Source organism: Paenibacillus sp. p3-SID867 (assembly GCF_025142895.1).
Classification (GTDB): domain Bacteria; phylum Bacillota; class Bacilli; order Paenibacillales; family Paenibacillaceae; genus Paenibacillus_AQ.
The window spans coordinates 45,087-65,819 of sequence record NZ_JAMBDM010000008.1 but is presented as its reverse complement, the minus strand read 5'-3'; the positions used below and the strand labels follow the sequence as shown (position 1 = coordinate 65,819).

The window sequence follows — 20,733 nt, the reverse complement described above, 5'->3', positions numbered from 1 at the left end:
AATGCATCACGAATTTGTATCATATACGAGAGTATCGGCCCCATGACTATCAAGAAGAAGAAGAGCGCCTTCCATGGGAAGACGCTCTTAGATACTCTGGTGAACTAAGGCTCATATATCATTTTGCGGGTCATGCCGCCATCCACAACCAGATGGGCCCCTGTGACAAAATCATTATCCGGATCGGTAAAATAAAAGCAGGCTTTGGCGATATCAGCTGGGGTCCCTACCCGTCCGGCTGGGTGCTGCTTATGATCCGCTGTACGAAGCTCATCATAGTTTCCCGTTTCAATCCACCCCGGACTTATACAATTCACCCGAATTCCATCGGGCCCCAGGCTTACGGCCATGGCATGGCTCAATGCGACAATGGCTCCTTTGGAAGCTGCATAAGCCTCCGAATTCGGCTCGGACATGATCGAACGCGTGGATGACATATTGACGACAGCCCCGCCATTCCCAGCTTTTTTCATATGTACCGCCGCTTCGCGCGTTGCCAAAAAACAGCTTCGGGCATTCGAGTTGATCACATCGTCCCAGTCTTCAACCGTTAGCTCATATGGCGATTTCCAACGGGAGACCCCGGCATTATTAATCAAAATATCGATGGTACCGGCATATTGGACGGCTTGGTTCATCAGGCGTTTAATATCTTCTTCCTTCCTTACATCGCAAGGGATGAAGACCGCGTTCAATCCTTGTTCCTTCAAGGCATTTGCCGCCAGGCTGCCCTGTTCTTCATGTACATCGCTTAATATCACTCGAGCTCCGCTTAGAGCATAAGCCTCAGCCAATCCGCGGCCAATCCCATGGGCAGAGCCCGTTATTACGACCGTTTTATCCTGAAATTTCATATTGCCGCCCCTCCTTCTCCTTCATTATATACCACAGGAGAAGGCGGATATAATATTAAGCCCGTCTCTTATTTAGGATGGTCATAACCGCGGACCACGCTAAGATTCGCTCTAGGGTGCCTAACGAATCCGTAGTACCGGGTTCCCTGGAAACGCAGCAGTCCCTCGTCTCCTTCCGCGCACATGCCGAATTCCTCCCCATTTACAACAAACTCCATGCGGTCTCCGCTCTCCACTTCGAAGGTCAGATAATAGGTGGTACGAGTGCGGCTCGACATCGTATCATCCGTCTGCTGGGTATGTTTCACTTCCGTTCGTTTGCTTACAATCTTGGAATCGACCGATAGCAAAGGCTGTCGGTTATTCTGACTCCATTGCAAGATTCCCTTACCGGCCGACAGCAGAATGATCCCGATGACGACGATGAAAAACACGGGCATAACGCTGCCGAAAAAATCGAACATCCAAACTGACCCCGATCCCATACGGCTCCCCCCTCCACCTTGTCTTGAAATATGTATATGCTTTATTTCGGACAATTTAACTCATAGCCCATGGAAAGTTTGATTGAAATTTTAAAGAACTTGTCCTTTTCTGGGAGCACCAAAAAAGCCGATGTCTGCACTTAACCAGTCATCAGCTCCTTCGCGGGACTAGAACGTCCGCTTCCATTCATACTCTTCATGGTCATCTTTGTCCTCATTATTCAATCGTAAGCCAATCTCATCCATTTCATCGTTTCTTCTTGTCCTGTCATTTCATGCTCCTCTGGTGTCATTTCCTGCTCATTCCAGCAAGCCAGACACTGCTCCTCGGTGTCGCATAAACATGCATCATCACAATGGTAGCAAAGGCGGAGGAAGTTCATCGTCATTTGATCGGTATGCATGAGGATCGTCCCCTTCTAAACAATTTGGAGTATCTGATTACATCTTTATAGTAGCATACATGGAGGTTAATGTTTGTGATTAATTTCACAAAATAAGCCGAAAAAAAGCTTTATCAAAACTGATAAAGTCGCAGTTGATAAAGCTTTTTTAATCTGGTCTTTTTATTGGCATATTCAAACACGTATTCTCGCCGTAATTTATAGACCCTGCCAGGTTCCCCCGCCGTCACTGCTTTTCATTAGACGCGATCGATTCTTGTCCGTTGTTTCAATCAGCATCCAACCGACATCAGACGATGTAAATTGCAGTTTCACCACGTTCGGATATTTGGCGAGATTATCGTTCAGGAGCTTGCTCCTCGGAAATGGCTTCCAGGTCTTGCCCATATCATTCGTATGATAAACAATACCGTTCACCATTCTCCACCCGTCATGAAGCCGACGGAAAACAGGCTGAATGGAGCCCTTGCCGGTATCACCCGTCATGGGGAATGACACCAAATTCCATGATTTCCCCGTGTCGGCCGTAAAGTAACCCAAATAGCTTGCCTGATCATCCTTCACGCAGGTAACCGGTATATAAACCTCGCTTCCGTTACTTCCTCTGCCCAGAAACTTGGGGGCGCCGGCAAAGATCGAACCGCACCGATCCAGCAGCTTGCTCTTAAATATCTGTCCGGAGGACTTCCACTTCTGACCTCCATCACGGGTAATATACAATTTAGAGGATTGCATTTCACGGATGGTCGCAAATCCGACAAGCGAATCCGTGAAGGTTAAGCCGATGATGGACCCTGTTCGTGGAATCACGCTGCCGGGAACACGGGATGTAGGATACTCCGTATTCTGCATGACCTCTTCCCATAACCCGCCATTATTGCTGGTTCGAAATAGCGACTTCTCCTCAGAGCCTCGGGATAGATCGCCTTTCGCCATAATCCATCCCTGCTGAGATGAAACGAAGGACATGGCCGTGACGACACCCGTCTCCGGCAGCGAGGAAAGCTTCCAGGTGTCTCCCCCGTCCGTCGTATTGAGCAGGATCGTTTCGGCTGATCTCTGCTTGTTGCGTATAATCCAACCATGTTTCTTATCCGTAAACACGATGTCTTTCCCATACTCCAGCTTATCAACGAACTGTACATTGGAGGATGGAGAGATATCAACCCACGTTTCGCCATAATCCTGAGTCTGATACAGACGTAATTCCGTGTTCGTTATCCCCCAAGCAATCCCCGTTGACTCATTCAAGAGTTGGAAATCCGTCAACCGTGTATGTATCTGATATTTGCTTTTTTCCTCGGGTGCTTTCATCGCCGTATCCGGCGTTACTAGTGTAATGGTCTGACCTTCTTCTTCATCTTCAACCGATTCAGGAGGGCCTTCTACTGTAGAAGTTTGCTGTTGTTTTATCGGTTCTGAGGTACAGGCTGCTAACATGAATGCCATCATTATTAGCATACTGAGCCAGACTATAAAACGACTTGATCTCAAGAATTCTTCCTCCTCTTATTTCGATGTCATGCTGCAAGTCTGCTTTTTCGACATTATAACATATTCCGTCCAACAGAAATGTAAAGAACTGACTTGCAAAATTTACAATACTGTAGCTTTTTTGATAGTGTCAGTCTCATATGCATAAGGATGTTTTTATGATGGAAAACTATTTGAGGTGTGTAATTTTAGCAAGGCAGTTGAATTTAAGGAGGTGAAATGTCATGGCTAAACCCGATAATCGCGAAGACAATGTAGAGCATCTGCAGCAGGCGGTCCAGAACACGATTGAGAACTACCGTGAAGCCGAAGATTATCTCGAGGAGTTTGGGGATGAAATTCCGGCAAGCGAGAAAGAACAGATTCAAGATCGTAATGCTCGTCGTGAAAAGAGTATTTCCGGCTTCCGGGAAGAGATCAAAGACGAAGCTGCTCATCAGCAAGGAGAATAATCCGCAGATCAACATAAAAACAGGAGGCGCATATCATGCTCCTCCTGTTTTGTACATATCGTATTGGCCATGAGACATCACCTATTTTGAATCAGCTGTCTCAATTCGAGCCGACTGAGATTATTCCTTTTTCACGAAATTCTTTTTGACAATGACTCCCTTATAATCCTTTAAATACTCGGGCGCACCCGTAATAAAGTGTCTGATTGCCTTCACCCTCGATTCCAAATCCATGGTATCGTTCGGACCCACCTGTACAACCGACGCAGATGCAGTCGCTATAATATCGATACATCCCACATGAATCTTCTTATGGTCTTGTATAATGTTTAGTTCTACGTCTGATTGCGGCGGCCATGTGGGTATGGATCGGGAAAATATCGAGTAATCCTCATAATCTCCCTCGTCTTCAAAAAACACCGGCACCTGCCGCTGAACCGCCAATGCGCGTGTACTGGCATCGATATGTCCCGATTCACCGCATATACATGCTGAACTATCTGAAATATTGATGATATACATGTGATCAACATGTGAATGACGTTTCATGGTGCGGAACCCGGGGATAACGGAACAAGCGGGCTGATCTGCAGTGATTCGGAAGGTGTATCATACATGGAGGAGCTATTAATCACATGGGTATCTCCAATCAACAGTACGGACGAGCTTGAGATCGCCGTAATGCGGATCGAACCAACCTGGAGCTCTTTATTGACGACTGTCATTTTCATTTGAATGCCACTTCCCTCGTTGCAAATTAAGAAGGTGCTGCTCAACTGCTGAAGCGATCTCACTCTTCATTTGTTTGATGATCGATTGCTCTACCTCTTGCGGGTTCATGGTTTCCCTGTTCGTTTGATATTGCTTCAAATACACCGTAATACGGTCACCGAGTTGTTTGCGTACATCTTCAATAATAACGGCAGCATATTCATCACCAAGCACAAGATGGGCTTCGGGAATCATGCGCTCGATCTGCTCGGGTACTGTATCTTCTAGATAACGTGATACATTCTGATAGATGTTCGAGTACAGTTCGCTGCCGGAATATCCCGACTGGGACAGTTCTAACGGCGGCTGACCATTCACGGTAATATCGTCCAGGGACTGCCCATCCTTTGGCATCAGTCCAATATTTAAGGTGCCTTCCAATTTTTCAATTTTCAATAAATCAAAATTATATTCCACCCGATCTATCGTTTTCTCGCTTCCCTGTCTTAATCGATCTATTTCACTGCGCATTTCCTTCAGCATTTGTTCCATTCTACTCAGCTGCTCTGACTGGGTATGAAGAATATGGAACAATTGCTGTATATAATAATCGTACATGGAACCGCCTCCCTGCTCCTATACAATCTATGCGCAGGCCATTCACCTCATTCTTGTCTATACAGTCCTTCAGTCGGCGCAGGTAAAGGAACCAGAGGATTGTTATTAGGCTGAGGCTCAAATTCAGGGGCAGGGCCTGTAAATCCACCCGTATTATAAATATTGGACAATGCCCGGATCTCTCCAGCGGTCCCAATCTGCAGCACCGAAGAATTCGTTACCGCCTCAACCCGAAGCTGCTGTATGTTAATACATTGATGTACCGTTAGATTCACAGTGGATCACAACCTTAATTAAGCATTAGCCGAATCAATCAGGTCCGGATCAATGGTGTTCAAGCTGTTGGCCTGGTTGTTTGCAATATTCGTTCCAATATTGTCACCGGTGTTGAACGAGTTGGCGCCGGAATACGTTTTTGTGGAGCTGTTTAAATCAATGACGCCTGTATTTCCAACCAAGACCGTAGAACTGGGGCCCACGTTAACAATCTTCATATTGCCGATAATCGAAACCACAATTCCACCTCTTCATTCAAAATCATACGCTTGGATTTATTCTATGTGGTTGGATGCCCAGATGTCACTCTAACCTTCCTTCGCCCATACAATGAAATTACAGAACGAAGGAGGGATATCTAGTGAACTCAAGATCCAAGCGCCCTGAATGGTTATCGAAGGATTCTTTTTTCAACAACAGTTCCTTTCCATTCAAGGATCTTAATGACCTCAATGAGGATTTTCAGCTGGATCCAACCGTCATTGAAGATTATGTGAAGGATACGATAAGACAAGCAACTGCCGGAAATGAAATGCTGCCTAACCCCTATACGCTTCGATACGAAACTTTTGATACTCATAACTTTCTGGTTGTGAAATGCTATGTACCCAAACGTGTCCATCCGGAAAATTTATGGATTAAACTAAATCGAACACAGATCAAAATCCACGGTTTGCCAAAAGATCAAAGCCAGACCATCGTCTTGCCTGTCCCCATTCTTCCTGCGCAAAGCATCGCGACCTATAAACAGCCCACTTTACAAATTAAGATGCCTAAAATGTCTACAGGCCGGTTTCGCGATATCAATATTCGTTTCTTATGAACGAAGATACCTTACCCGTTAGTCACAATCTGAAAAAACCTGCGTACAACATTGGTTGTATGCAGGTTTCCCCTCCATTTATACTTAAATGACAGGATCTATACGGGTGGTTGGGGTGCAGAGAGATAGAAGTGGCTAGATAAATAGAGGTTATTCCATTATTGTGAATTTTTCATATGTTGAATTACTCACTTATTGAGATAGATATTTCGCATCAAAATAAGCTGATTTCTAATGAAATCAGCTTGTCGAGATTTATATAAAGGTTGTTGCCGGGCTTATTCCGCCTCGGATACTACCGTATACCGCTCATTGATATGCTTCGGCTGTTCAAGCTCATCCAATACCGCAATCGCGTAATCCGCGTAGCTGACATAGCTTTGACCGTTTGAATTGACAATGACATGGTCCTTGCCTTCCTGATAGCTGCCCGTGCGCTGACCGTGCGGATTAAAGAACGCTGCCGGACTTAGATACGTCCATTTCACATCGGAAGATTGTTCCAGGTCTTTCAAGTTCTCACTGGCATGAAATGCCGTCGGATAGTATTCCTTAGGAAAATCTGGAGTTTCCAAGAGTCGCAAGGTTTTGGCTTCATCAACGAACAAGCTACCAGCCCCGCCCATCACAAACAGTCTGGTATTCGTGCCTTTCAGAGCTTCTATCAATACCCGGCCAACCTCCACATATTGCGTTTCTTGCCCGGGCGCCGCCGCAAAGGCATTCACGACGACATCGAAGCCCTGAAGATCGGCATTCGTCAAATCCAGCACGTTCTTCTCCAAAATGTTCACGCTCGAATCGGAGATCTTGGATGCATTCCGTACAATTGCCGTTACCTCATGACCGCGTGCTTGTGCTTCCTTGAGAATCAGACTTCCCGCTTTCCCTGTCGCACCGATAATACCAATCTGCATTGTGAATCTCTCCTTTATCAATTGTATATGCAAATGAGGAGCGAAAAAGGAGTCTTTATTTTCCCTTTTTCAATATTTCACTGGATTCATGAAGAAGTTTAGTTAACTGTTCGCTATGTTCCTTCCCCAAGAGGGAAACATACTGTCCATACAGCTGTTCAAAATATTGGTTTAACTCCTGATATAACGACTTCCCTTCATCCGTTAAGAAAATATGCGTTTCTTTCCATTCAGATTTGCGCTGTACTAACTGCTTCTCCTCCAGCTTATCGATGAACCGTGTGCTTGTGGATGGAGCAATGGATAACTTATCGCTTAGCTCTTTCTGCGTAATGCCGGGATATTGATGGATCACCACCAAAACATAGGAATACGTAGGCGATAAGCCGGCCTTCGCAAAAGCATCCTCCGCCATCTTAGTCATCGAACGAGCAAACCGATTTGAAGTAAAAAACAAGCATGAGCTCAGTATGGAATCATCTATGTTCATAACCAGACACCTCTCATTTGTATATACAAATTAACATATCACTAATATATTGTCAACAACTTTCTTTTAGTTAGTTTATGATTGATTTTATATGATCGTGGTAATTGGGTGCTTTCGAAAGCGTATATAGCTTGATTGGGAGATAGAGAGCGTTATTCTTCATTTTTATGAATTTTTCATATATTGAAATATTCACTTCTTTTTTGAGATTAAAAATAACGATTGACCTTGACATTAGTGTCAAGGTCTACACTATATTCGTAGCCAACACTCAAGGAGGAAAAAAGATGGAACAATTGAATCAAAATCAAGGTCATGGGATCGAACCTAATGTTCGTGAAACTCAGCAAAACACCAATAAGGAACATGTCACCGTGCTCGGGCTCGGCCCTATGGGCCAAGCGCTTGCCGGAGCTTTTATCAAGAATGGCCATGCTACAACGGTGTGGAACCGGACAGCTGCTAAGGCCGACCCACTTATTACACAAGGTGCAGTGCTTGCTCCGACTGTTCCGGATGCCGTGCTTGCCAGCCAGCTTATTATCATCTGTGTACTCAATTATGATGCAGTCCGCTCCATTCTCTCTAATGCGACTAGCGCATTGAAAGGGAAGACCCTTATAAACCTGACAGCCGACCCTCCTGAACGTGCACGCGAAATGGCGGCTTGGGCAGCCGAGAACGGTATTAACTATATTGATGGTGCGATCATGACGCCGATAACGACCATTGGGCAGCCTTCAGCCGTTGTTCTGTACAGCGGGCAAGAAAAAGTTTACCGCAGCCACCTGAAAACACTTTCCAGTCTGGGAGGGACCGCTTCGTTCCTTGGGGAGGATCCCGGTCGTGCCGCAGCCTATGATGTTGCATTGCTGGATGTGTTCTGGACAGCCATGAGCGGCTATGTACACGCTCTGGCTATCGCACGCGCTGAGAACATTGCCGCGAAAGACATCGCTCCCTATGCGCAAAATATCATCAACATTATGCCGGATATCATGACCTATATCGCGCAAGATGTGGATCAAGGCGTATACCCTGGTGAAGGCTCGAGTCTCATCTCCAATATGACAAGTATGGAGCATATCATCCACGTGGCCGAACATCACGGCATCGATAGCAGCGTTTTAAACGCAGCAAAAGCCATTGCCCAAAGAGCAATCCATGCCGGTCATGGAGAAGATGGTTTCTCACGCTTAGTCGAATTTAATCGTCCAACTGCTTAAATTGCTGATTCAACTCTTGCTTCAGATTAAAAGACTAAATGGAATATAACAACGAATAGGCAAGTCAAACAGGTGACGACAAGGTCCCCTCTTGACTTGCCTATTCGTTGAGTTCGCTCTCTTCTTAACCCTTGACAGCTCCTTCAGTCAAACCTTTCTGAATATACTTCGAGATAAACAGGTATACAATCAGCACCGGAATAACGGTCAACGATACTGCCGTAGCCATCAGACCAAAGTCTGTTCCGTATTGGGAGCTGATCTCATTCAGCAATGCAACGATCGGACGGACATTCTCTTTGTTTACAAAGATCAACGCTGAGAACAAGTCATTGTACGACCACATAAATACAAATATACTCGCCGATGCAAATACCGGCTGCGAGATCGGCACGAAGATCTTAACAAACATCTGCCATCGGTTACATCCATCCATGAAAGCCGCTTCTTCAAGCTCTTTCGGGATGGTTGCCATATAACCGGCAATCACCAAGGTGGCAAACGTCAGATTGCCTGCCGTTTGCGGGAAGATCAGGCCCCAATATGTATTGACCAGGCTCGTTTTGATCAGCAGCTCGTATACCGGGACTACGGTTGCAAACGCTGGAATCAACAAAGTCGCATACAGAATGGAATAGATGGTGCGCTTGCCCCTGAAGTTGAATCTGGACAATACATAAGCGGCTAATCCCCCGAGCAGTAATACCAAGAATACGGTACTGAAGGACATCACCAAACTATTGATATAACTTCTTCCGATATTAATGCGGTCAAATGCGTTCTGATAGTTCACAAACACCGGTTCCCATGCGATACCAAAGGAATTATTCATCACATCGCGAGAAACCTTGAACGAGTTGTTCACGATCCAGAATAACGGATAAATGGTTGTTAGGGACCACGCTGTCAAAACAACGTACATCAACGTGGTGCCTAAATTAAACCGACTCTTCCTAACGCGCTGAGTTTTGTGTTCAACGACGATGGTTGGCTCCATAACAGTACACCCCTATAATGCTTAGTATGTAATCTCGTCTCTTTTCAACAAACGGTTGGCAATTAACGCAAGCAGTACGCCAAAGACCACCATGTATATCGCAACCGCTGATCCGTAACCAAAGTTCTGATCCACCATGGCCTTTTTGTACATATACGTTCCCAGGACTTCCGTTCCATTCTGGCCGCTTGTAATGACCCAGATGAATTCGAACACCTTCAACGTACCTGTAATGGCAAGTGTGATAACAACCTTGATGTCACTCATGATGAGCGGAATTGTAAGCATCGTTGTTTTCTTGAGCCCCGTGATTCCTTCCAGTTTTGCAGCCTCATAATAATCCGCGGGTATTTTGGACATGGCGGTCAAGAACAGAACAAAATAAAAGCCCACATAATGCCATACCGTTGGAATCGATACCGCCTTTAGCGCATTCTTCGCATCCAGCCACAAAATCTTCTCAATATTAAAGTTCGCCAGCAAGTTGTTCAGCAAACCGAAGTTGTAATTGTAGAACAATACAAATAATAAGGAAATGGCAGTACCGGAGATGACAACCGGGAAGAAAAAGACCGTTCGATAAAAACCTTTGAGCTTGGAAATGTTATCTACCAGGACAGCCAACACAAGCGCGATCCCCACCTGAAACACGATAACATAGAGCATGATTTCGAGCGTGTGCAATGTTGCAGCGCCAAGCAGTTTATCCGTAATGAGTCTCTCATAGTTATCCCCTCCCACAAACTTTTTATCGAAAAAGCCGCTTGTGCGATAAAAGCTGAGATACAAACTCTTGAAAAACGGATAATATAGAAAGATTGTCATGATGGCTGCTGCGGGTAATAGAAACATCACAATATACTTGCGATCACCCTTCATATTAATCACCCTTGATGTTTATTTTTCTTCAACGTCCATGCCGAAATGACTACGCCGCCCAAATGAAAGCAGAGGGGCGGCGTACGTCACTTTTATTTCTACCGTTTCTGATGAAAACTATTTTTTGTTGGCATCCTCGGTTTTCTTCGCTTCTTCGATCGCTTGAGTAGGAGTTTTCTTGCCTTCCACTACAGGCTGAACGCTAGCGCGAAGGTTACCAAACGTTTCTTGCGAAACTTTACTGTCAACTGGCGCGCTGATGGAAGCTGCTTTCGCGGCCATAGCGAAACCGTCAAGAGCTACTTGCGGCAATCCAGTCACCTCAACGTCAGCCGCAGGTGTACCACCGTTAGCCGATGCGATTTTTTGAATGGACGCCGGGGAAGTCAGGTGCTTCAGCAATGCGATTGCTGCTTCTTTTTTAGCTGCATCATCATAAGTGGCTTTGGAGAGGTAGAAACCGGAACCGAAGCCGCCAACGATATCGTTGCCGCTGCCAGCGCCGTCAGGAACTGTCGGGAATGGCAGTACTGTAGAGTTGTCACGGGTTTCATCGCTCCAACCGCCAATGGCCCAAGATCCTTCAATGGTCATGGCAGCAAGGCCTTCACTGTAATAGTTGCCGGACATGCTCAGGTCGATTGTTGCCGCATCTTTAGGGAACGCGCCAAGGTCATACAATTCTTTCATAGCTGCATACGCTTTTTCCCAATTTGGATCGATGCCGTCAAGCAGACCTTTGTTTTGTCCTTCAGGACCTGCTGCAGACAAAATGGTATGCTCGATCAGGTAGTGCGATTGGTCAAATGGTACGGACAAAGGAATAATGCCTTTGGCAGATAACTTTTCCACAGCTGTGGTCAATTTCGCCCAGTCTGTTGGAAGCTCCAAACCATTTTCTTCGAAGATTTTTTTGTTAACGAACAAGCCTTCATAGAAACCGGTCAATGGCGCTGCGTAAATGTTACCGTCCTTTTGCTTGGCAAGCTCGAGCGCATCAGGAATGAAGCCGTTCTTCCACTCAGCGTCCGCGTCGAGAATTTCGTTCAACGGCACAACTTTACCGGCATTGACAAATCCTTCAGCGTCAGCACCGATGAAGTAGAACAACAAGTCAGGCTCGTTGCCGCTGTTCATGTCGGTGTTCACTTTCGTTCTGAAACCGTCATCATTTGCTGACATGGTGTCGTTGTCTATCTTCACGTTCGGATGTTCCTTCGTGAATTCATCCAACGCTGCCTGGAAGGCTTCGCGAGCTGCGTCAGTTCCTCCGAAAGTCGAGAACACGCGGAGTGAAACCGGAGCGGCTTCATCCTTCTTATCATCTGCCGGCGGAGTTGTTTCCGTCTTCGGAGTTTCTCCTCCTCCAGCAGCAGGAGTGTTGGTGCCACTGTTGTTACCGCATGCTGCGAGGAACATGGAGAGCAGCAACATGACACTCATGAGTAACATGGAAGTCCTTTTCATTTCGAATCCCCCTAAGTATTTTTTCAGAACCCTATGTAAATACTTGCTGTCTACCAGAATTTTATTCCAAGCCCTACTGGTTTCAAAGGGGGACATTCATCTTCTGCAGGGGGAAATATTTCCATATCAATCTTTTATTCGCTTCACGTCTCCTTTTTCAGACTAGAAAATGTGCTAGGTATCGAGGAGGCCAGGTAAAATAACGTAGCTGCTCGCTGATGATATTGATAGGTATTTCCTTATTGTGAATTTTTCATATGTTGAAATAACATCATCAACATTATTACCAGCGTTCGTATACTATTAAGCCGCAAAAAAGAGCCTGTCGAGAGAACTCGACAGGCTCTTTTTTAGATCACTTACACCTTACCCACCCAATCCGCACCGGCAACCTCTCGCCAGCGGTTGCGGATCGACTCGTAAATATCCTCCGGCAGCTGCCCTTTTTCCAGTAATGCAGCATTTTGCTCCCACCGATCCGGATTTGCCGTACCGACAATGGCGGTGGCTACGCCCGGCGTGTTTAAAGTGAATCTCAACGCTGTTTCAACGCCTTGCTGAACATCGGCGAGAAAATCGTAATTCAACTCGCCTAGCCGGATCCAATAAGGATAAGCATAATCCTGCTCGCTTAGCGTTTCGTTCCTCCAGGCAACATTGGCTACCGGACGTTTGGCAATGATCCCTATGCCCTGCTTCATGGCCAGCGGAATCGTGAGATCGATCGCCTCCTGGTCGGCGATGTTCAGCGAAGTTTCAAAGCTGTCGAACACGCCGGTTTGAAGGGCATAGAGCGCATCGGTCGAATCGCCGCTGTAGCCGATGTACCGCGTTTTCCCCTGCTCCTTAGCTCTTCTTAACACTTCAATCACTTCGCCCCGGCGCAAAATCTCTTCCGAGCAGCTGTGAAGATGGATGACATCGACGTGGTCCACCTGCAGTCGCTTCAAGCTGCGGTCAATGCTCTGCGCAAGCATCACGGGATCCCAATCCGGATAATCCAAACCGGAAGCGTGGCCGCATTTCGTAAACAGGTAGTAATCATCTCTTCGACCTGACAAAGCCTTGCCGATTAATTCCTCGCTGTGGCCATAACATTCCGCGGTATCAATCATGTTAAGGCCTGCATCAATGGCGCTGTGCAGCAGCCGGTCAACCGTCTTCTGATCCGACTGGCCGATCTCGGCCCCTCCAAATCCCAACACACTAACCTGCATGTCCGTACGTCCAAATGCTCTTCGTTCCATCTTCCTTCACTCTCCTCCCTGTTCATCCCATTCATCATTACCCGATACGAATAAACCTGAAAGCCTATATTCGTTACATTTTCGATTTCACTATATTTATTCTGTTTGAAAGAATGCTCCCCTGCTAAAATCCATAAATGCTAAGACCGCCATCCACCAGCAGCGTTTGCCCGGTCATGTAATTGGCAGCCTCCGACGCCAGGAAAACGACAGGTCCCACCACTTCTTCCAGACTTCCCACGCGCTTAAGCGGTGTCCGGTCCAATATGGCCTGCATATAAGCTTCATCATTAAGCAGCTTCTCCGTCAGCGGAGTCCGGAAATACCAAGGTCCGACCGAGTTAACCTGAATTCCATACTGCGCCCACTCCATCGCAAGCACCTTGGTCATATGGATGAGAGCCGCCTTCGTTGAACCATAAACAACGCCTGTGCGAAGAGCCGTGTGTCCGCCTACGGAAGAGATGTTGATGATTCTTCCATTGCCCTGATCTTTCATAAATCGGGCAGCCGCTTGCGAAGCTACAAAAGCCGATTTTAGATTGGTTTGCACTATCAAGTCCCATTCCGAATCCGTCACTTCCAGCGCAGGCGTACGAATGTTCATGCCGGCATTATTCACCAGTATATCGATTCGTCCTGCCTGATTGACAAATTCTCGAATCGCTCCCTCCATCTCTTCTCTTACGGTCAGATCACCCGGCAGCACAAATGCCTGACCCCGGTTCAAGCTCTTAATCAGATTTGCGGTCTCCTCCAAATCGCTTCGGGTTCGGGACATCAAGCCGACATCGCAGCCGGCCTCTGCCAATCCTATGGCTATGGCGCGTCCGATCCCGCGTCCAGCCCCTGTAACAAAAGCTTTTTTCCCTTCCAGATGAAAGCTCGGTAAATACATCCGAATCCCTCCTAAGCACTGATCTGTAAACCAAATTTTATAAGCAAACAATGGAACGTTCCTTAAAATCCGTGAAACAATTCTAGGAATTGAAATATTGCGAAGGATTGTGGCGAACCGGATCAATATATTCCTCATATCGGCCGCCCGTATAAGCTTCAATGACTTTTCGCCAAAAAGCCTGCGCCGGTATATTATTGCTGATTTGCGTCACCTTCCAGCGTCCCTGGAAATGATCAAACAGCCGGGTTGCCGCCCAAGTCCCTAATCCCGTACGCCGATATTTTTGCATAACGAAAAACTCCGTCATATAATAGTCCGCATCTAGGGGGTCATCCATCCGCTCGATCAAGGCAAACCCGGCTGGCCGTTGATCAAACGTAATTAGATATGGATATTTACGTTCTCGTTTTTTCCAGAATTCATCCAGATCCGGATACGGTAGAAACAGCCCTTGATCATTTACCGAAATATCCAGATACTTGGTAAAATCATATAAGTACAATTGCATCAAGTTTACGATAACGGCTTGTTTCCGCTTGGGAACCAGCTCAATTCCCATACGTTCACATCGATCTGAAATCATGCTGCCGCCTCCCTAAAGCATCTCATCTATCATTTTAATGCTTCTTATCTTCATCTTATTATCCGCTCATTGTGACACAAGTGCCATATCGGATTCGTGAGAATCATCCATGGTGATCTGACACATGCAAGCAAGATCGACTTTCCATATGTTACACTAGTAATTAATGACACAGGTCATTGCTATAAAGACAATCATTCGAGGTGGAACATGAATATACAAAAAGATATCGACCGTGCAAGACTCGATGAGAAATCGCCGGACATGCCTTGGTTCGTACAGCAATTTATCGATTACAAGCTCCCGGATCTCTCCCCCTCCACCCTGCTCGAATATGTAAGGGATTATGAAACGTTCTTTAATTGGCTCCGTTCGGAGGGGCTGTCACAAGCAACCTCGAACCGCGAGGTAACGCTGCTTGAGCTGGAGACGCTGCGTATGGACAGCATCACCAGTTACCGGTTATATCTGACTACACGCCGGGAGGGGACCAACTCCAGAATCACGGTTTCCCGCAAGCTCTCATCGCTGCGCTCCCTGTTTCATTATTTAAGCCAGATTGCGGAGGATGAGGAGTTTTACCCGCTTCTCAAGCGTAACATCATGGCTAAAGTAGAAATTAAGCGAATTCATAAACCAAAAGACACGGCTGCCAAGTTAAAAGGAAAAATACTCGAAGAAGAAGAACTTCAGGATTTCATCACTTACATTCACGAAGGTTATGGGCTGGATGTGGAGCAGAACAAACAGGCGCTTTTTGCGCATGAACAAAATAAGGTCAGAGATGCCTGTATCGCCAGCCTCATATTAAATTCCGGCCTTCGTGTATCCGAAGTGGTCAATTTGAATCTTGCGGACATCGACCTGAACAATAAAATGCTGCATGTCTATCGTAAAGGTAATAACGACGAAACCTTTAAGACCCCGGTCTACTTCCGTGCGCAAGCCAAAGACGATCTTGAATATTATTTGCAGCTTCGGCAGGCCCGCTACAAGGTGCCAAAAAAAGAAAAAGCTCTGTTCGTTGCACTGCGTAACGGCCAGAATGAAGGGCAACGCATGACCAAGCGGGCGATTCAGGCGATGATCATCAAATACGCCAAGCGTTTTGGCAAGCCGTCCCTGACCGTTCATAAGCTGCGGCATTCGTTTGCCACCGACTATTATCTGCAAAATGATATTTACAAAACCAAAGAACAATTGGGACACGCGTCCACCGAGACAACTGAAGTGTATGCCCACTTAACGGACAAAACGATGTCCGAGGCGATTGAACGCCGCTCGGAGGACTAACTTCTTCATAATGACAGCAGCAGCGACGTGATCCGCTCCGTGTCATTCCAAGTAAATAGGGGAACCGCTAGCCGCTGCTGCATCTCATGCAGGGCTGACGGTTCCTTTAGCATTTCAGGACGCACGACGATACCCCGGGTCTCCTTAACTTGATCCAGCAGTCCCATGTCCTCCGTTCCCCGCAGCAATACGAGCTTTGGATAAGGCTGCATCTTATAGCCTTCGACAAGCACCAGATCAAAATCACTGTACAAATGGATCAACGACGCAAGTTCCAGCTCCGCTTCCATCAGCATCGCCGTACGCCCCGGTGAAGCGATGGCGATCCCCTCCGCTCCCGCCTCTCGGAATTTGTACGTGTCCGTCCCTTCATGATCCATTTCGAATCCGTGCCCGTCATGCTTGATGACGGCTGACCGAATGCCATGCTGTTTCAACTGTGGGATCAAGCTGGCAATCAATGTGGTTTTGCCGCTTTTTTTATAACCGCATATCTGGAAAACCTTCATGTCCAGGCTCCCGGCAGAACGAGAACTTGTACGGTTTGGCCTTTAACAGCACCACGAAGCTCTGGCGGAACCACGATTAAACAGTCACTGTCTTTAATCGTGATCATGACACTTGACTCATCAAGGGAAGCAGGTGTCGCTACAAGCTTGCCGTTTGACACCTCCAGGCTCCCCCGGACGAAACGGGTAAAGTTGTTCACTTTCGAATAATCCGAACCCAATTCTGCCGTCCATTCAGTTAAAAACAACTGCTCCATGCCAAGCATCTTCCGGATCGCAGGTCGGACAAACAACAGAAATCCCACATAACAGGCCCCCGGATTACCCGATAACGCAAAGAGCAGCTTGCCCTCCTTCACAGCAGCGGTTGTAACACTTCCGGGCCGCATTGTGACTTTATTAAACAGCATGTCCAGACCTCCGGATGTCACCAGCTCCCCCATAATATCGTAGTCGCCTACAGATACGCCGCCTGTCGTCACCACGATGTCATACACCTGGAGCGCTTCTTCCACCTTCTGTCGGGCGAGCTCGATATCATCCGGGATCGCCTCCATAATCACCGGGACACCACCGGCTTCCCGAATTTGCGATGCGAGCATATAAGTATTGCTGTTGCGAATTTTACCAGGTTCAAGTGGCTCGGTGATGTCCAATAGTTCGCTGCCCGTCGAGAATATTCCTACCACCGGTTGACGATACACTTCAACCTGGTGTATGCCGAAGGTGGCCAAAACCGAAATTTCTCCAGGTCCGATAAGTGTTCCTCTGCGGAGGATCAAATCACCTTCCTGAAGCTCGAATCCGAGGGGAGTAATATTCTTCCCCGTCTCGATGGAGCGTTTGAAGCCTACATGGGTAAGGCCATCCTCTGTTCGAAGCTCCGTCGCTTCAAGCATAACGACAGCGTCTGCCCCTTCAGGCACTTGAGCGCCCGTCATGATGCGGGAAGCCTTGCCTTGGACGATTGGAATGGAAGAAACATATCCGCACGGGATCTGGTCGACAACCTCTAGCCACACCTGTTCCCCTAAATCGCATGCGGCTAAATCCGCTGATCGAACAGCATAACCGTCCATGCCCGAACGCGCAAAAGCCGGAAACGGGTGGGGCGCGATAACATCGGAAGCAAGCACACGTCCATCGCTGTCCTGCAGCCGAATAAGCTCCTCCTGACCAAGCCCCGCATAAGAAACGGCTAGCCTTTGCGCATCCCTTACCTGCAATGCACGCCGATCAAATTTATGATTGTGTTTCTTAGGCAATATCGAATGATTATCCTTCACTACGCATTCCTCGCTTTCTGACTCAAAGAAAAAACTGACATTCTTACTGTACTACATTCTGCGCATTCTTCAAACCGAGTTTCAGGTCTCATCCATTCGCCGTGTTGTAGGATGAAGACAACAACCGAGTATGTACGGGTCTCCAGACAAAAAAAGCGCATGGTCACTTGACCATGCGCTTGAACTCCATGCTTACCTTCGTCCCCTTCGGGAGATCCCGCCAGATCCGATTCGGGTCTTCGGCTTCTTGTACGATTTCTTCGGCGAATCGAATAAACCTCCGCCGCTTTCGCCGCGCTTGATCGTGCCGCGGTCTCCGCCTGTATCCGGATTTCGTCTGAACAGGCTTCCGCCCGTACCGGCAGAATCCTGGCCCCGCCGGGTAATCTTCCCGCTCCGGTCCACCGTCAGCGGCGGAGCGATCTTCTTATCCTGGCTTGTTGGCTTCTTATAGTTACCTTGTGCCGGTTTATACACATCTTTACTTGTATACCCCCGGTAACCCCCGCCGCCCATCGAATCGAATAAATTCCCGATCAGAACGGCCGTTAAGTACCCTTGCAGGAAACTTGAATCATAATTGCGCTGAACATACTCCTTGGAGTCGATTTCGATCAGCGTATCGGTCGGCTTCTGGGGATCCTGCTGCAAATGGTAATACTCATCGCCATATACCAAAAACATCCGCTCGGTATCCTCAGGAGACGATTGATCCGGGGTGTTCGCCGCGATGAGCTCGCCTGCGACGTCCGGAACGCTTTTATCAGCTGCCCGGTACACATAGGACGTTGCGTTTCCGTCTCGATTGACGGATTCCAGCGGATAGGTATCCTTGATATTCGGCGCTCCGCATCCACTCAATAATGATACGAACAAACTCAGCACCAATATGATTTTTACAGATATAAAAGAGCGTTCCTTCATGCCACCACTCCTAAGTCGCCCGGATAACTCGAACGTCCCCCGGTATCACTTTCTCGCCTTCATACAACATAAACCGCCCGTTCTGCCATTCAATCCGCAGCAGCTTGTAGTCATCCGATTGGTATTGCCATACGTGCTGCTCCCCGCTTTGCGTAAAAGCGGTTCGACCGGTAATCGAAACATGTCCCCCGTATTCCTCTTCCAGATGAAATACATGATCGTCCAAATCGATGATGGATGGAACCTCATCCGGAGAATCCAGCCGCCCATCGATCGGAGTGTATAACGCATACTGAACCGTTTCGCGTTCTTCGATATGAAGATAAGCAATGGTGCTGCCATCCTGCAATGTCAAGACGACCGCATTACGACCGCGATTGTGCACGCGACCCGTGACTTCATAAGTGACTAGTGACACTTCGCAAATGTCGCCGGGAGCCAGCTGCAGCATGCTTTTCTCTACCTTGGGCGGCTCCGGCTTACTAAATAAATTGCTGATTCTTTTCCACATACTCATCTTTCCTGTCCCCTATCTCCATTATGCGTTCTATAGGCAAGCGGTAATAATTAACGCCCCAACCACATGCAGCGAACCTGCAAACAAACCGTATCCCGTTTTTCCCTCGCGTGTTCCTTTGTCAAGGTTCAGCTTGCCGAAGTTACGAAGCATGAGCTCTGTTAACGATTCGAGAACCAGCAATATGATAAATGAAATGATCGATACCACAATGGCCTCTAGCAGATGATATGACGTTCCGATCGACACGGATAAAATATACCCTTGTGCGAACAGCTTCAGTATCAGTCTTGTGGTTACCGCCATATTACCCGCTTTCACTTCTTCAAGATCGTTATATTTCGTGAACAGGGAATCCACAAACATCAAAATAAACAACAGCAGCCCACCGACAGCTGTCCAAAGCAATACACGCAAGATCATATCAAAATCCATCTCTAAGCCTCCACATTCAACATACAAACAAACTCCTTGAGCCCGAACTGCTTCAATCGAAGACAGACGCTCATAAAGGGGATGTGCTCCATGTATATCTACGATCAATCAAACAAAAGCGAAGGAGAAGCACAGCTGCATTCAGCCCTGCTGTTTCTCCCTCGCCCCCTAAACTATATACCTGTTAGATCGCAGAATCCCTTTTTACTTGTTCTCGTATTGCTTCATCAAGGCTGCAAGCTCATCCTCAACGACTTTGTCCTTGCCAAGGTTCTCAAACTCTTCGTCGAGGGATTTCTCTTTTGCCGACATTTCATTGCTTGCTTCCGCACGTGCTTCCATAGCGAGCATCTTCTCTTCCATACGTTTCAATCCAGCCGATGCTGTGTCGGAACCAAACCCGTTCATCGCTTTGTTGATCTCGGTTTGCGCTTTAGCCGCATTATAACGGGCGACCAAAGTTTCGCGCTTGTTCTTCATCGCCGTAAGCTGCTTACGCATTTCTTCCAGCTTGCCGCGCAGATTGTCAGCTGCCAGTTTGTTCTGATCGTAGCTTGCTTTGTACTCATCACGCTTGGCCTCGGCGGCCTTTTTCTCTTCCAGCGCGCGGCGGGCAAGATCAACGTTTTGAGCTTGTGCTGCCGTATGAGCCTGCTGCGTGCGTTTTTCAACAAGTGCAGCTTGCTCTTCATAAAGTGCTTTAAAGCGTTTCTCGATGGCAATTTGCGAAGCTACCGCTTTCTCGGCATCCTCAAGGTCTTCCGTCATATCCCGAATGTACTGATCCGTCATTTTAATCGGGTCTTCCGCCTTGTCGATAATGGCGTTAATATTGGACATGGTCAAATCGCGCAATCTTTTAAATATGGACATCGTTCTCTTCCTCTCGCTTTCACTTTAAAATACTGGTATATGATTAATGTTTACGTTCCATGATCCAAAACG

The 20,733-nt window shown here is 47.2% G+C and carries 27 protein-coding genes; 4 read left to right on the top strand and 23 right to left on the bottom strand.

Going from position 1 to position 20,733, the window contains the following annotated elements:
* Positions 1-104: 104 nt before the first annotated feature.
* The 4 genes from M4D81_RS17220 to M4D81_RS17205 all read right to left on the bottom strand — a co-directional run bounded on the left by M4D81_RS17220 (position 105) and on the right by M4D81_RS17205 (position 3,237).
* A complete protein-coding gene (locus tag M4D81_RS17220; RefSeq protein ID WP_260067454.1) occupies positions 105-854 on the bottom strand; it encodes an SDR family NAD(P)-dependent oxidoreductase in 750 nt (249 codons plus the stop codon).
* 68 nt (positions 855-922) lie between these two features.
* The gene (locus tag M4D81_RS17215; RefSeq protein WP_113056724.1) at positions 923-1,339 is read right to left on the bottom strand and encodes a DUF2500 domain-containing protein; all 417 of its coding nucleotides are present in this window, start codon (positions 1,337-1,339) and stop codon (positions 923-925) included.
* 221 nt (positions 1,340-1,560) lie between these two features.
* Positions 1,561-1,743, bottom strand: a complete 183-nt coding sequence (locus M4D81_RS17210; RefSeq protein ID WP_260067453.1) for a hypothetical protein — start codon at positions 1,741-1,743, stop codon at positions 1,561-1,563.
* Between the two features lie 198 nt (positions 1,744-1,941).
* Complete coding sequence (locus M4D81_RS17205) at positions 1,942-3,237, bottom strand: YCF48-related protein (protein ID WP_260067452.1); 1,296 nt, start codon at positions 3,235-3,237, stop codon at positions 1,942-1,944.
* A gap of 224 nt (positions 3,238-3,461) precedes the next feature.
* Here M4D81_RS17205 and tlp point away from each other — a divergent pair, with 224 nt between their 5' ends.
* Positions 3,462-3,689, top strand: coding sequence for a small acid-soluble spore protein Tlp (gene tlp, locus M4D81_RS17200; RefSeq protein ID WP_071218157.1), 228 nt, complete (start codon positions 3,462-3,464; stop codon positions 3,687-3,689).
* Positions 3,690-3,809: 120 nt separating this feature from the next.
* Here the strand turns inward: tlp and M4D81_RS17195 are convergent, their stop codons facing one another.
* Genes M4D81_RS17195 through M4D81_RS17175 form a run of 5 tightly spaced genes read right to left on the bottom strand, consistent with a single transcriptional unit; the run spans position 3,810 to position 5,533 of the window.
* The gene (locus M4D81_RS17195) at positions 3,810-4,238 is read right to left on the bottom strand and encodes a spore germination protein GerPE (RefSeq protein ID WP_260067451.1); all 429 of its coding nucleotides are present in this window, start codon (positions 4,236-4,238) and stop codon (positions 3,810-3,812) included.
* Positions 4,235-4,420, bottom strand: coding sequence for a spore gernimation protein GerPD (locus M4D81_RS17190; RefSeq protein WP_071218159.1), 186 nt, complete (start codon positions 4,418-4,420; stop codon positions 4,235-4,237). The genes M4D81_RS17195 and M4D81_RS17190 overlap by 4 nt, the downstream gene beginning before the upstream one ends.
* Entirely contained in the window at positions 4,398-5,018 is a 621-nt protein-coding gene (gene gerPC / locus M4D81_RS17185) for a spore germination protein GerPC (RefSeq protein WP_260067450.1), read from the bottom strand. Before gerPC ends, M4D81_RS17190 begins: the two co-directional genes overlap by 23 nt.
* 47 nt (positions 5,019-5,065) lie before the next feature.
* A complete protein-coding gene (locus M4D81_RS17180) occupies positions 5,066-5,293 on the bottom strand; it encodes a spore germination protein GerPB (protein ID WP_074961788.1) in 228 nt (75 codons plus the stop codon).
* 18 nt (positions 5,294-5,311) lie between these two features.
* Positions 5,312-5,533 carry a spore germination protein gene (locus M4D81_RS17175; protein ID WP_071218161.1) on the bottom strand — a complete coding sequence of 74 codons (222 nt, stop codon included), beginning with the start codon at positions 5,531-5,533 and terminating at the stop codon, positions 5,312-5,314.
* Between the two features lie 122 nt (positions 5,534-5,655).
* Between M4D81_RS17175 and M4D81_RS17170 the strand changes: the two genes are divergently transcribed.
* A complete protein-coding gene (locus tag M4D81_RS17170) occupies positions 5,656-6,117 on the top strand; it encodes an Hsp20/alpha crystallin family protein (protein ID WP_260067449.1) in 462 nt (153 codons plus the stop codon).
* Positions 6,118-6,395: 278 nt separating this feature from the next.
* Here M4D81_RS17170 and M4D81_RS17165 read toward each other — a convergent pair whose 3' ends face one another.
* Entirely contained in the window at positions 6,396-7,034 is a 639-nt protein-coding gene (locus M4D81_RS17165; protein WP_260067448.1) for an NAD(P)-dependent oxidoreductase, read from the bottom strand.
* 55 nt (positions 7,035-7,089) lie between these two features.
* Positions 7,090-7,524: a MarR family winged helix-turn-helix transcriptional regulator gene (locus M4D81_RS17160; protein WP_220685719.1), complete on the bottom strand. Its 435-nt coding sequence runs from the start codon at positions 7,522-7,524 to the stop codon at positions 7,090-7,092.
* 287 nt (positions 7,525-7,811) lie between these two features.
* Between M4D81_RS17160 and M4D81_RS17155 the strand changes: the two genes are divergently transcribed.
* Complete coding sequence (locus M4D81_RS17155) at positions 7,812-8,750, top strand: NAD(P)-dependent oxidoreductase (RefSeq protein WP_260067447.1); 939 nt, start codon at positions 7,812-7,814, stop codon at positions 8,748-8,750.
* A 124-nt stretch (positions 8,751-8,874) separates the two neighbouring features.
* Here M4D81_RS17155 and M4D81_RS17150 read toward each other — a convergent pair whose 3' ends face one another.
* From M4D81_RS17150 to M4D81_RS17125, 6 genes are all read right to left on the bottom strand, one after another.
* Positions 8,875-9,747 (bottom strand): carbohydrate ABC transporter permease, encoded by an 873-nt coding sequence (locus tag M4D81_RS17150; RefSeq protein WP_071218166.1) that lies wholly within the window; start codon positions 9,745-9,747, stop codon positions 8,875-8,877.
* Positions 9,748-9,768: 21 nt separating this feature from the next.
* Positions 9,769-10,626 carry a carbohydrate ABC transporter permease gene (locus M4D81_RS17145; RefSeq protein WP_260067446.1) on the bottom strand — a complete coding sequence of 286 codons (858 nt, stop codon included), beginning with the start codon at positions 10,624-10,626 and terminating at the stop codon, positions 9,769-9,771.
* Positions 10,627-10,743: 117 nt separating this feature from the next.
* A complete protein-coding gene (locus M4D81_RS17140) occupies positions 10,744-12,093 on the bottom strand; it encodes an ABC transporter substrate-binding protein (protein WP_260067445.1) in 1,350 nt (449 codons plus the stop codon).
* 359 nt (positions 12,094-12,452) lie between these two features.
* On the bottom strand, positions 12,453-13,340 hold the full coding sequence (locus M4D81_RS17135) for an aldo/keto reductase (RefSeq protein WP_260067444.1): 888 nt from the start codon (positions 13,338-13,340) through the stop codon (positions 12,453-12,455).
* A 124-nt stretch (positions 13,341-13,464) separates the two neighbouring features.
* The gene (locus tag M4D81_RS17130) at positions 13,465-14,238 is read right to left on the bottom strand and encodes an SDR family NAD(P)-dependent oxidoreductase (protein WP_260067443.1); all 774 of its coding nucleotides are present in this window, start codon (positions 14,236-14,238) and stop codon (positions 13,465-13,467) included.
* 82 nt (positions 14,239-14,320) lie between these two features.
* A complete protein-coding gene (locus tag M4D81_RS17125; protein ID WP_260067442.1) occupies positions 14,321-14,824 on the bottom strand; it encodes a GNAT family N-acetyltransferase in 504 nt (167 codons plus the stop codon).
* 210 nt (positions 14,825-15,034) lie between these two features.
* Here M4D81_RS17125 and xerS point away from each other — a divergent pair, with 210 nt between their 5' ends.
* Entirely contained in the window at positions 15,035-16,117 is a 1,083-nt protein-coding gene (gene xerS, locus M4D81_RS17120; RefSeq protein ID WP_260067441.1) for a tyrosine recombinase XerS, read from the top strand.
* 5 nt (positions 16,118-16,122) lie between these two features.
* On the opposite strand, the gene mobB is transcribed toward xerS, so the two are convergent.
* The 6 genes from mobB to M4D81_RS17090 all read right to left on the bottom strand — a co-directional run bounded on the left by mobB (position 16,123) and on the right by M4D81_RS17090 (position 20,661).
* Positions 16,123-16,626: a molybdopterin-guanine dinucleotide biosynthesis protein B gene (gene mobB, locus M4D81_RS17115; protein ID WP_260067440.1), complete on the bottom strand. Its 504-nt coding sequence runs from the start codon at positions 16,624-16,626 to the stop codon at positions 16,123-16,125.
* Positions 16,623-17,912 carry a molybdopterin molybdotransferase MoeA gene (locus tag M4D81_RS17110; protein WP_260067439.1) on the bottom strand — a complete coding sequence of 430 codons (1,290 nt, stop codon included), beginning with the start codon at positions 17,910-17,912 and terminating at the stop codon, positions 16,623-16,625. The genes mobB and M4D81_RS17110 overlap by 4 nt, the downstream gene beginning before the upstream one ends.
* 192 nt (positions 17,913-18,104) lie before the next feature.
* Entirely contained in the window at positions 18,105-18,836 is a 732-nt protein-coding gene (locus M4D81_RS17105; protein ID WP_071218175.1) for a DUF4247 domain-containing protein, read from the bottom strand.
* A 10-nt stretch (positions 18,837-18,846) separates the two neighbouring features.
* A complete protein-coding gene (locus M4D81_RS17100; RefSeq protein ID WP_071218176.1) occupies positions 18,847-19,353 on the bottom strand; it encodes a DUF4178 domain-containing protein in 507 nt (168 codons plus the stop codon).
* Between the two features lie 30 nt (positions 19,354-19,383).
* Positions 19,384-19,788 carry a DUF350 domain-containing protein gene (locus M4D81_RS17095; protein ID WP_260067438.1) on the bottom strand — a complete coding sequence of 135 codons (405 nt, stop codon included), beginning with the start codon at positions 19,786-19,788 and terminating at the stop codon, positions 19,384-19,386.
* A gap of 204 nt (positions 19,789-19,992) precedes the next feature.
* Positions 19,993-20,661, bottom strand: coding sequence for a PspA/IM30 family protein (locus M4D81_RS17090; RefSeq protein WP_071218178.1), 669 nt, complete (start codon positions 20,659-20,661; stop codon positions 19,993-19,995).
* Positions 20,662-20,733: the final 72 nt, after the last annotated feature.

Excerpts from the sequence above, each read along its gene's own strand:
- M4D81_RS17190 (WP_071218159.1), bottom strand. The coding sequence starts at position 4,420 with ATGAAAATGACAGTCGTCAATAAAGAGCTCCAGGTTGGTTCGATCCGC.
- mobB (WP_260067440.1), bottom strand. The coding sequence starts at position 16,626 with ATGAAGGTTTTCCAGATATGCGGTTATAAAAAAAGCGGCAAAACCACA.
- M4D81_RS17155 (WP_260067447.1), top strand. The coding sequence starts at position 7,812 with ATGGAACAATTGAATCAAAATCAAGGTCATGGGATCGAACCTAATGTT.
- M4D81_RS17210 (WP_260067453.1), bottom strand. The coding sequence starts at position 1,743 with ATGCATACCGATCAAATGACGATGAACTTCCTCCGCCTTTGCTACCAT.
- M4D81_RS17220 (WP_260067454.1), bottom strand. The coding sequence starts at position 854 with ATGAAATTTCAGGATAAAACGGTCGTAATAACGGGCTCTGCCCATGGG.
- M4D81_RS17100 (WP_071218176.1), bottom strand. The coding sequence starts at position 19,353 with ATGAGTATGTGGAAAAGAATCAGCAATTTATTTAGTAAGCCGGAGCCG.
- xerS (WP_260067441.1), top strand. The coding sequence starts at position 15,035 with ATGAATATACAAAAAGATATCGACCGTGCAAGACTCGATGAGAAATCG.
- gerPC (WP_260067450.1), bottom strand. The coding sequence starts at position 5,018 with ATGTACGATTATTATATACAGCAATTGTTCCATATTCTTCATACCCAG.
- M4D81_RS17215 (WP_113056724.1), bottom strand. The coding sequence starts at position 1,339 with ATGGGATCGGGGTCAGTTTGGATGTTCGATTTTTTCGGCAGCGTTATG.
- M4D81_RS17150 (WP_071218166.1), bottom strand. The coding sequence starts at position 9,747 with ATGGAGCCAACCATCGTCGTTGAACACAAAACTCAGCGCGTTAGGAAG.
- M4D81_RS17165 (WP_260067448.1), bottom strand. The coding sequence starts at position 7,034 with ATGCAGATTGGTATTATCGGTGCGACAGGGAAAGCGGGAAGTCTGATT.
- M4D81_RS17160 (WP_220685719.1), bottom strand. The coding sequence starts at position 7,524 with ATGAACATAGATGATTCCATACTGAGCTCATGCTTGTTTTTTACTTCA.
- M4D81_RS17130 (WP_260067443.1), bottom strand. The coding sequence starts at position 14,238 with ATGTATTTACCGAGCTTTCATCTGGAAGGGAAAAAAGCTTTTGTTACA.
- M4D81_RS17105 (WP_071218175.1), bottom strand. The coding sequence starts at position 18,836 with ATGAAGGAACGCTCTTTTATATCTGTAAAAATCATATTGGTGCTGAGT.
- tlp (WP_071218157.1), top strand. The coding sequence starts at position 3,462 with ATGGCTAAACCCGATAATCGCGAAGACAATGTAGAGCATCTGCAGCAG.
- M4D81_RS17195 (WP_260067451.1), bottom strand. The coding sequence starts at position 4,238 with ATGAAACGTCATTCACATGTTGATCACATGTATATCATCAATATTTCA.
- M4D81_RS17095 (WP_260067438.1), bottom strand. The coding sequence starts at position 19,788 with ATGGATTTTGATATGATCTTGCGTGTATTGCTTTGGACAGCTGTCGGT.
- M4D81_RS17135 (WP_260067444.1), bottom strand. The coding sequence starts at position 13,340 with ATGGAACGAAGAGCATTTGGACGTACGGACATGCAGGTTAGTGTGTTG.
- M4D81_RS17125 (WP_260067442.1), bottom strand. The coding sequence starts at position 14,824 with ATGATTTCAGATCGATGTGAACGTATGGGAATTGAGCTGGTTCCCAAG.
- M4D81_RS17145 (WP_260067446.1), bottom strand. The coding sequence starts at position 10,626 with ATGAAGGGTGATCGCAAGTATATTGTGATGTTTCTATTACCCGCAGCA.
- M4D81_RS17140 (WP_260067445.1), bottom strand. The coding sequence starts at position 12,093 with ATGAAAAGGACTTCCATGTTACTCATGAGTGTCATGTTGCTGCTCTCC.
- M4D81_RS17090 (WP_071218178.1), bottom strand. The coding sequence starts at position 20,661 with ATGTCCATATTTAAAAGATTGCGCGATTTGACCATGTCCAATATTAAC.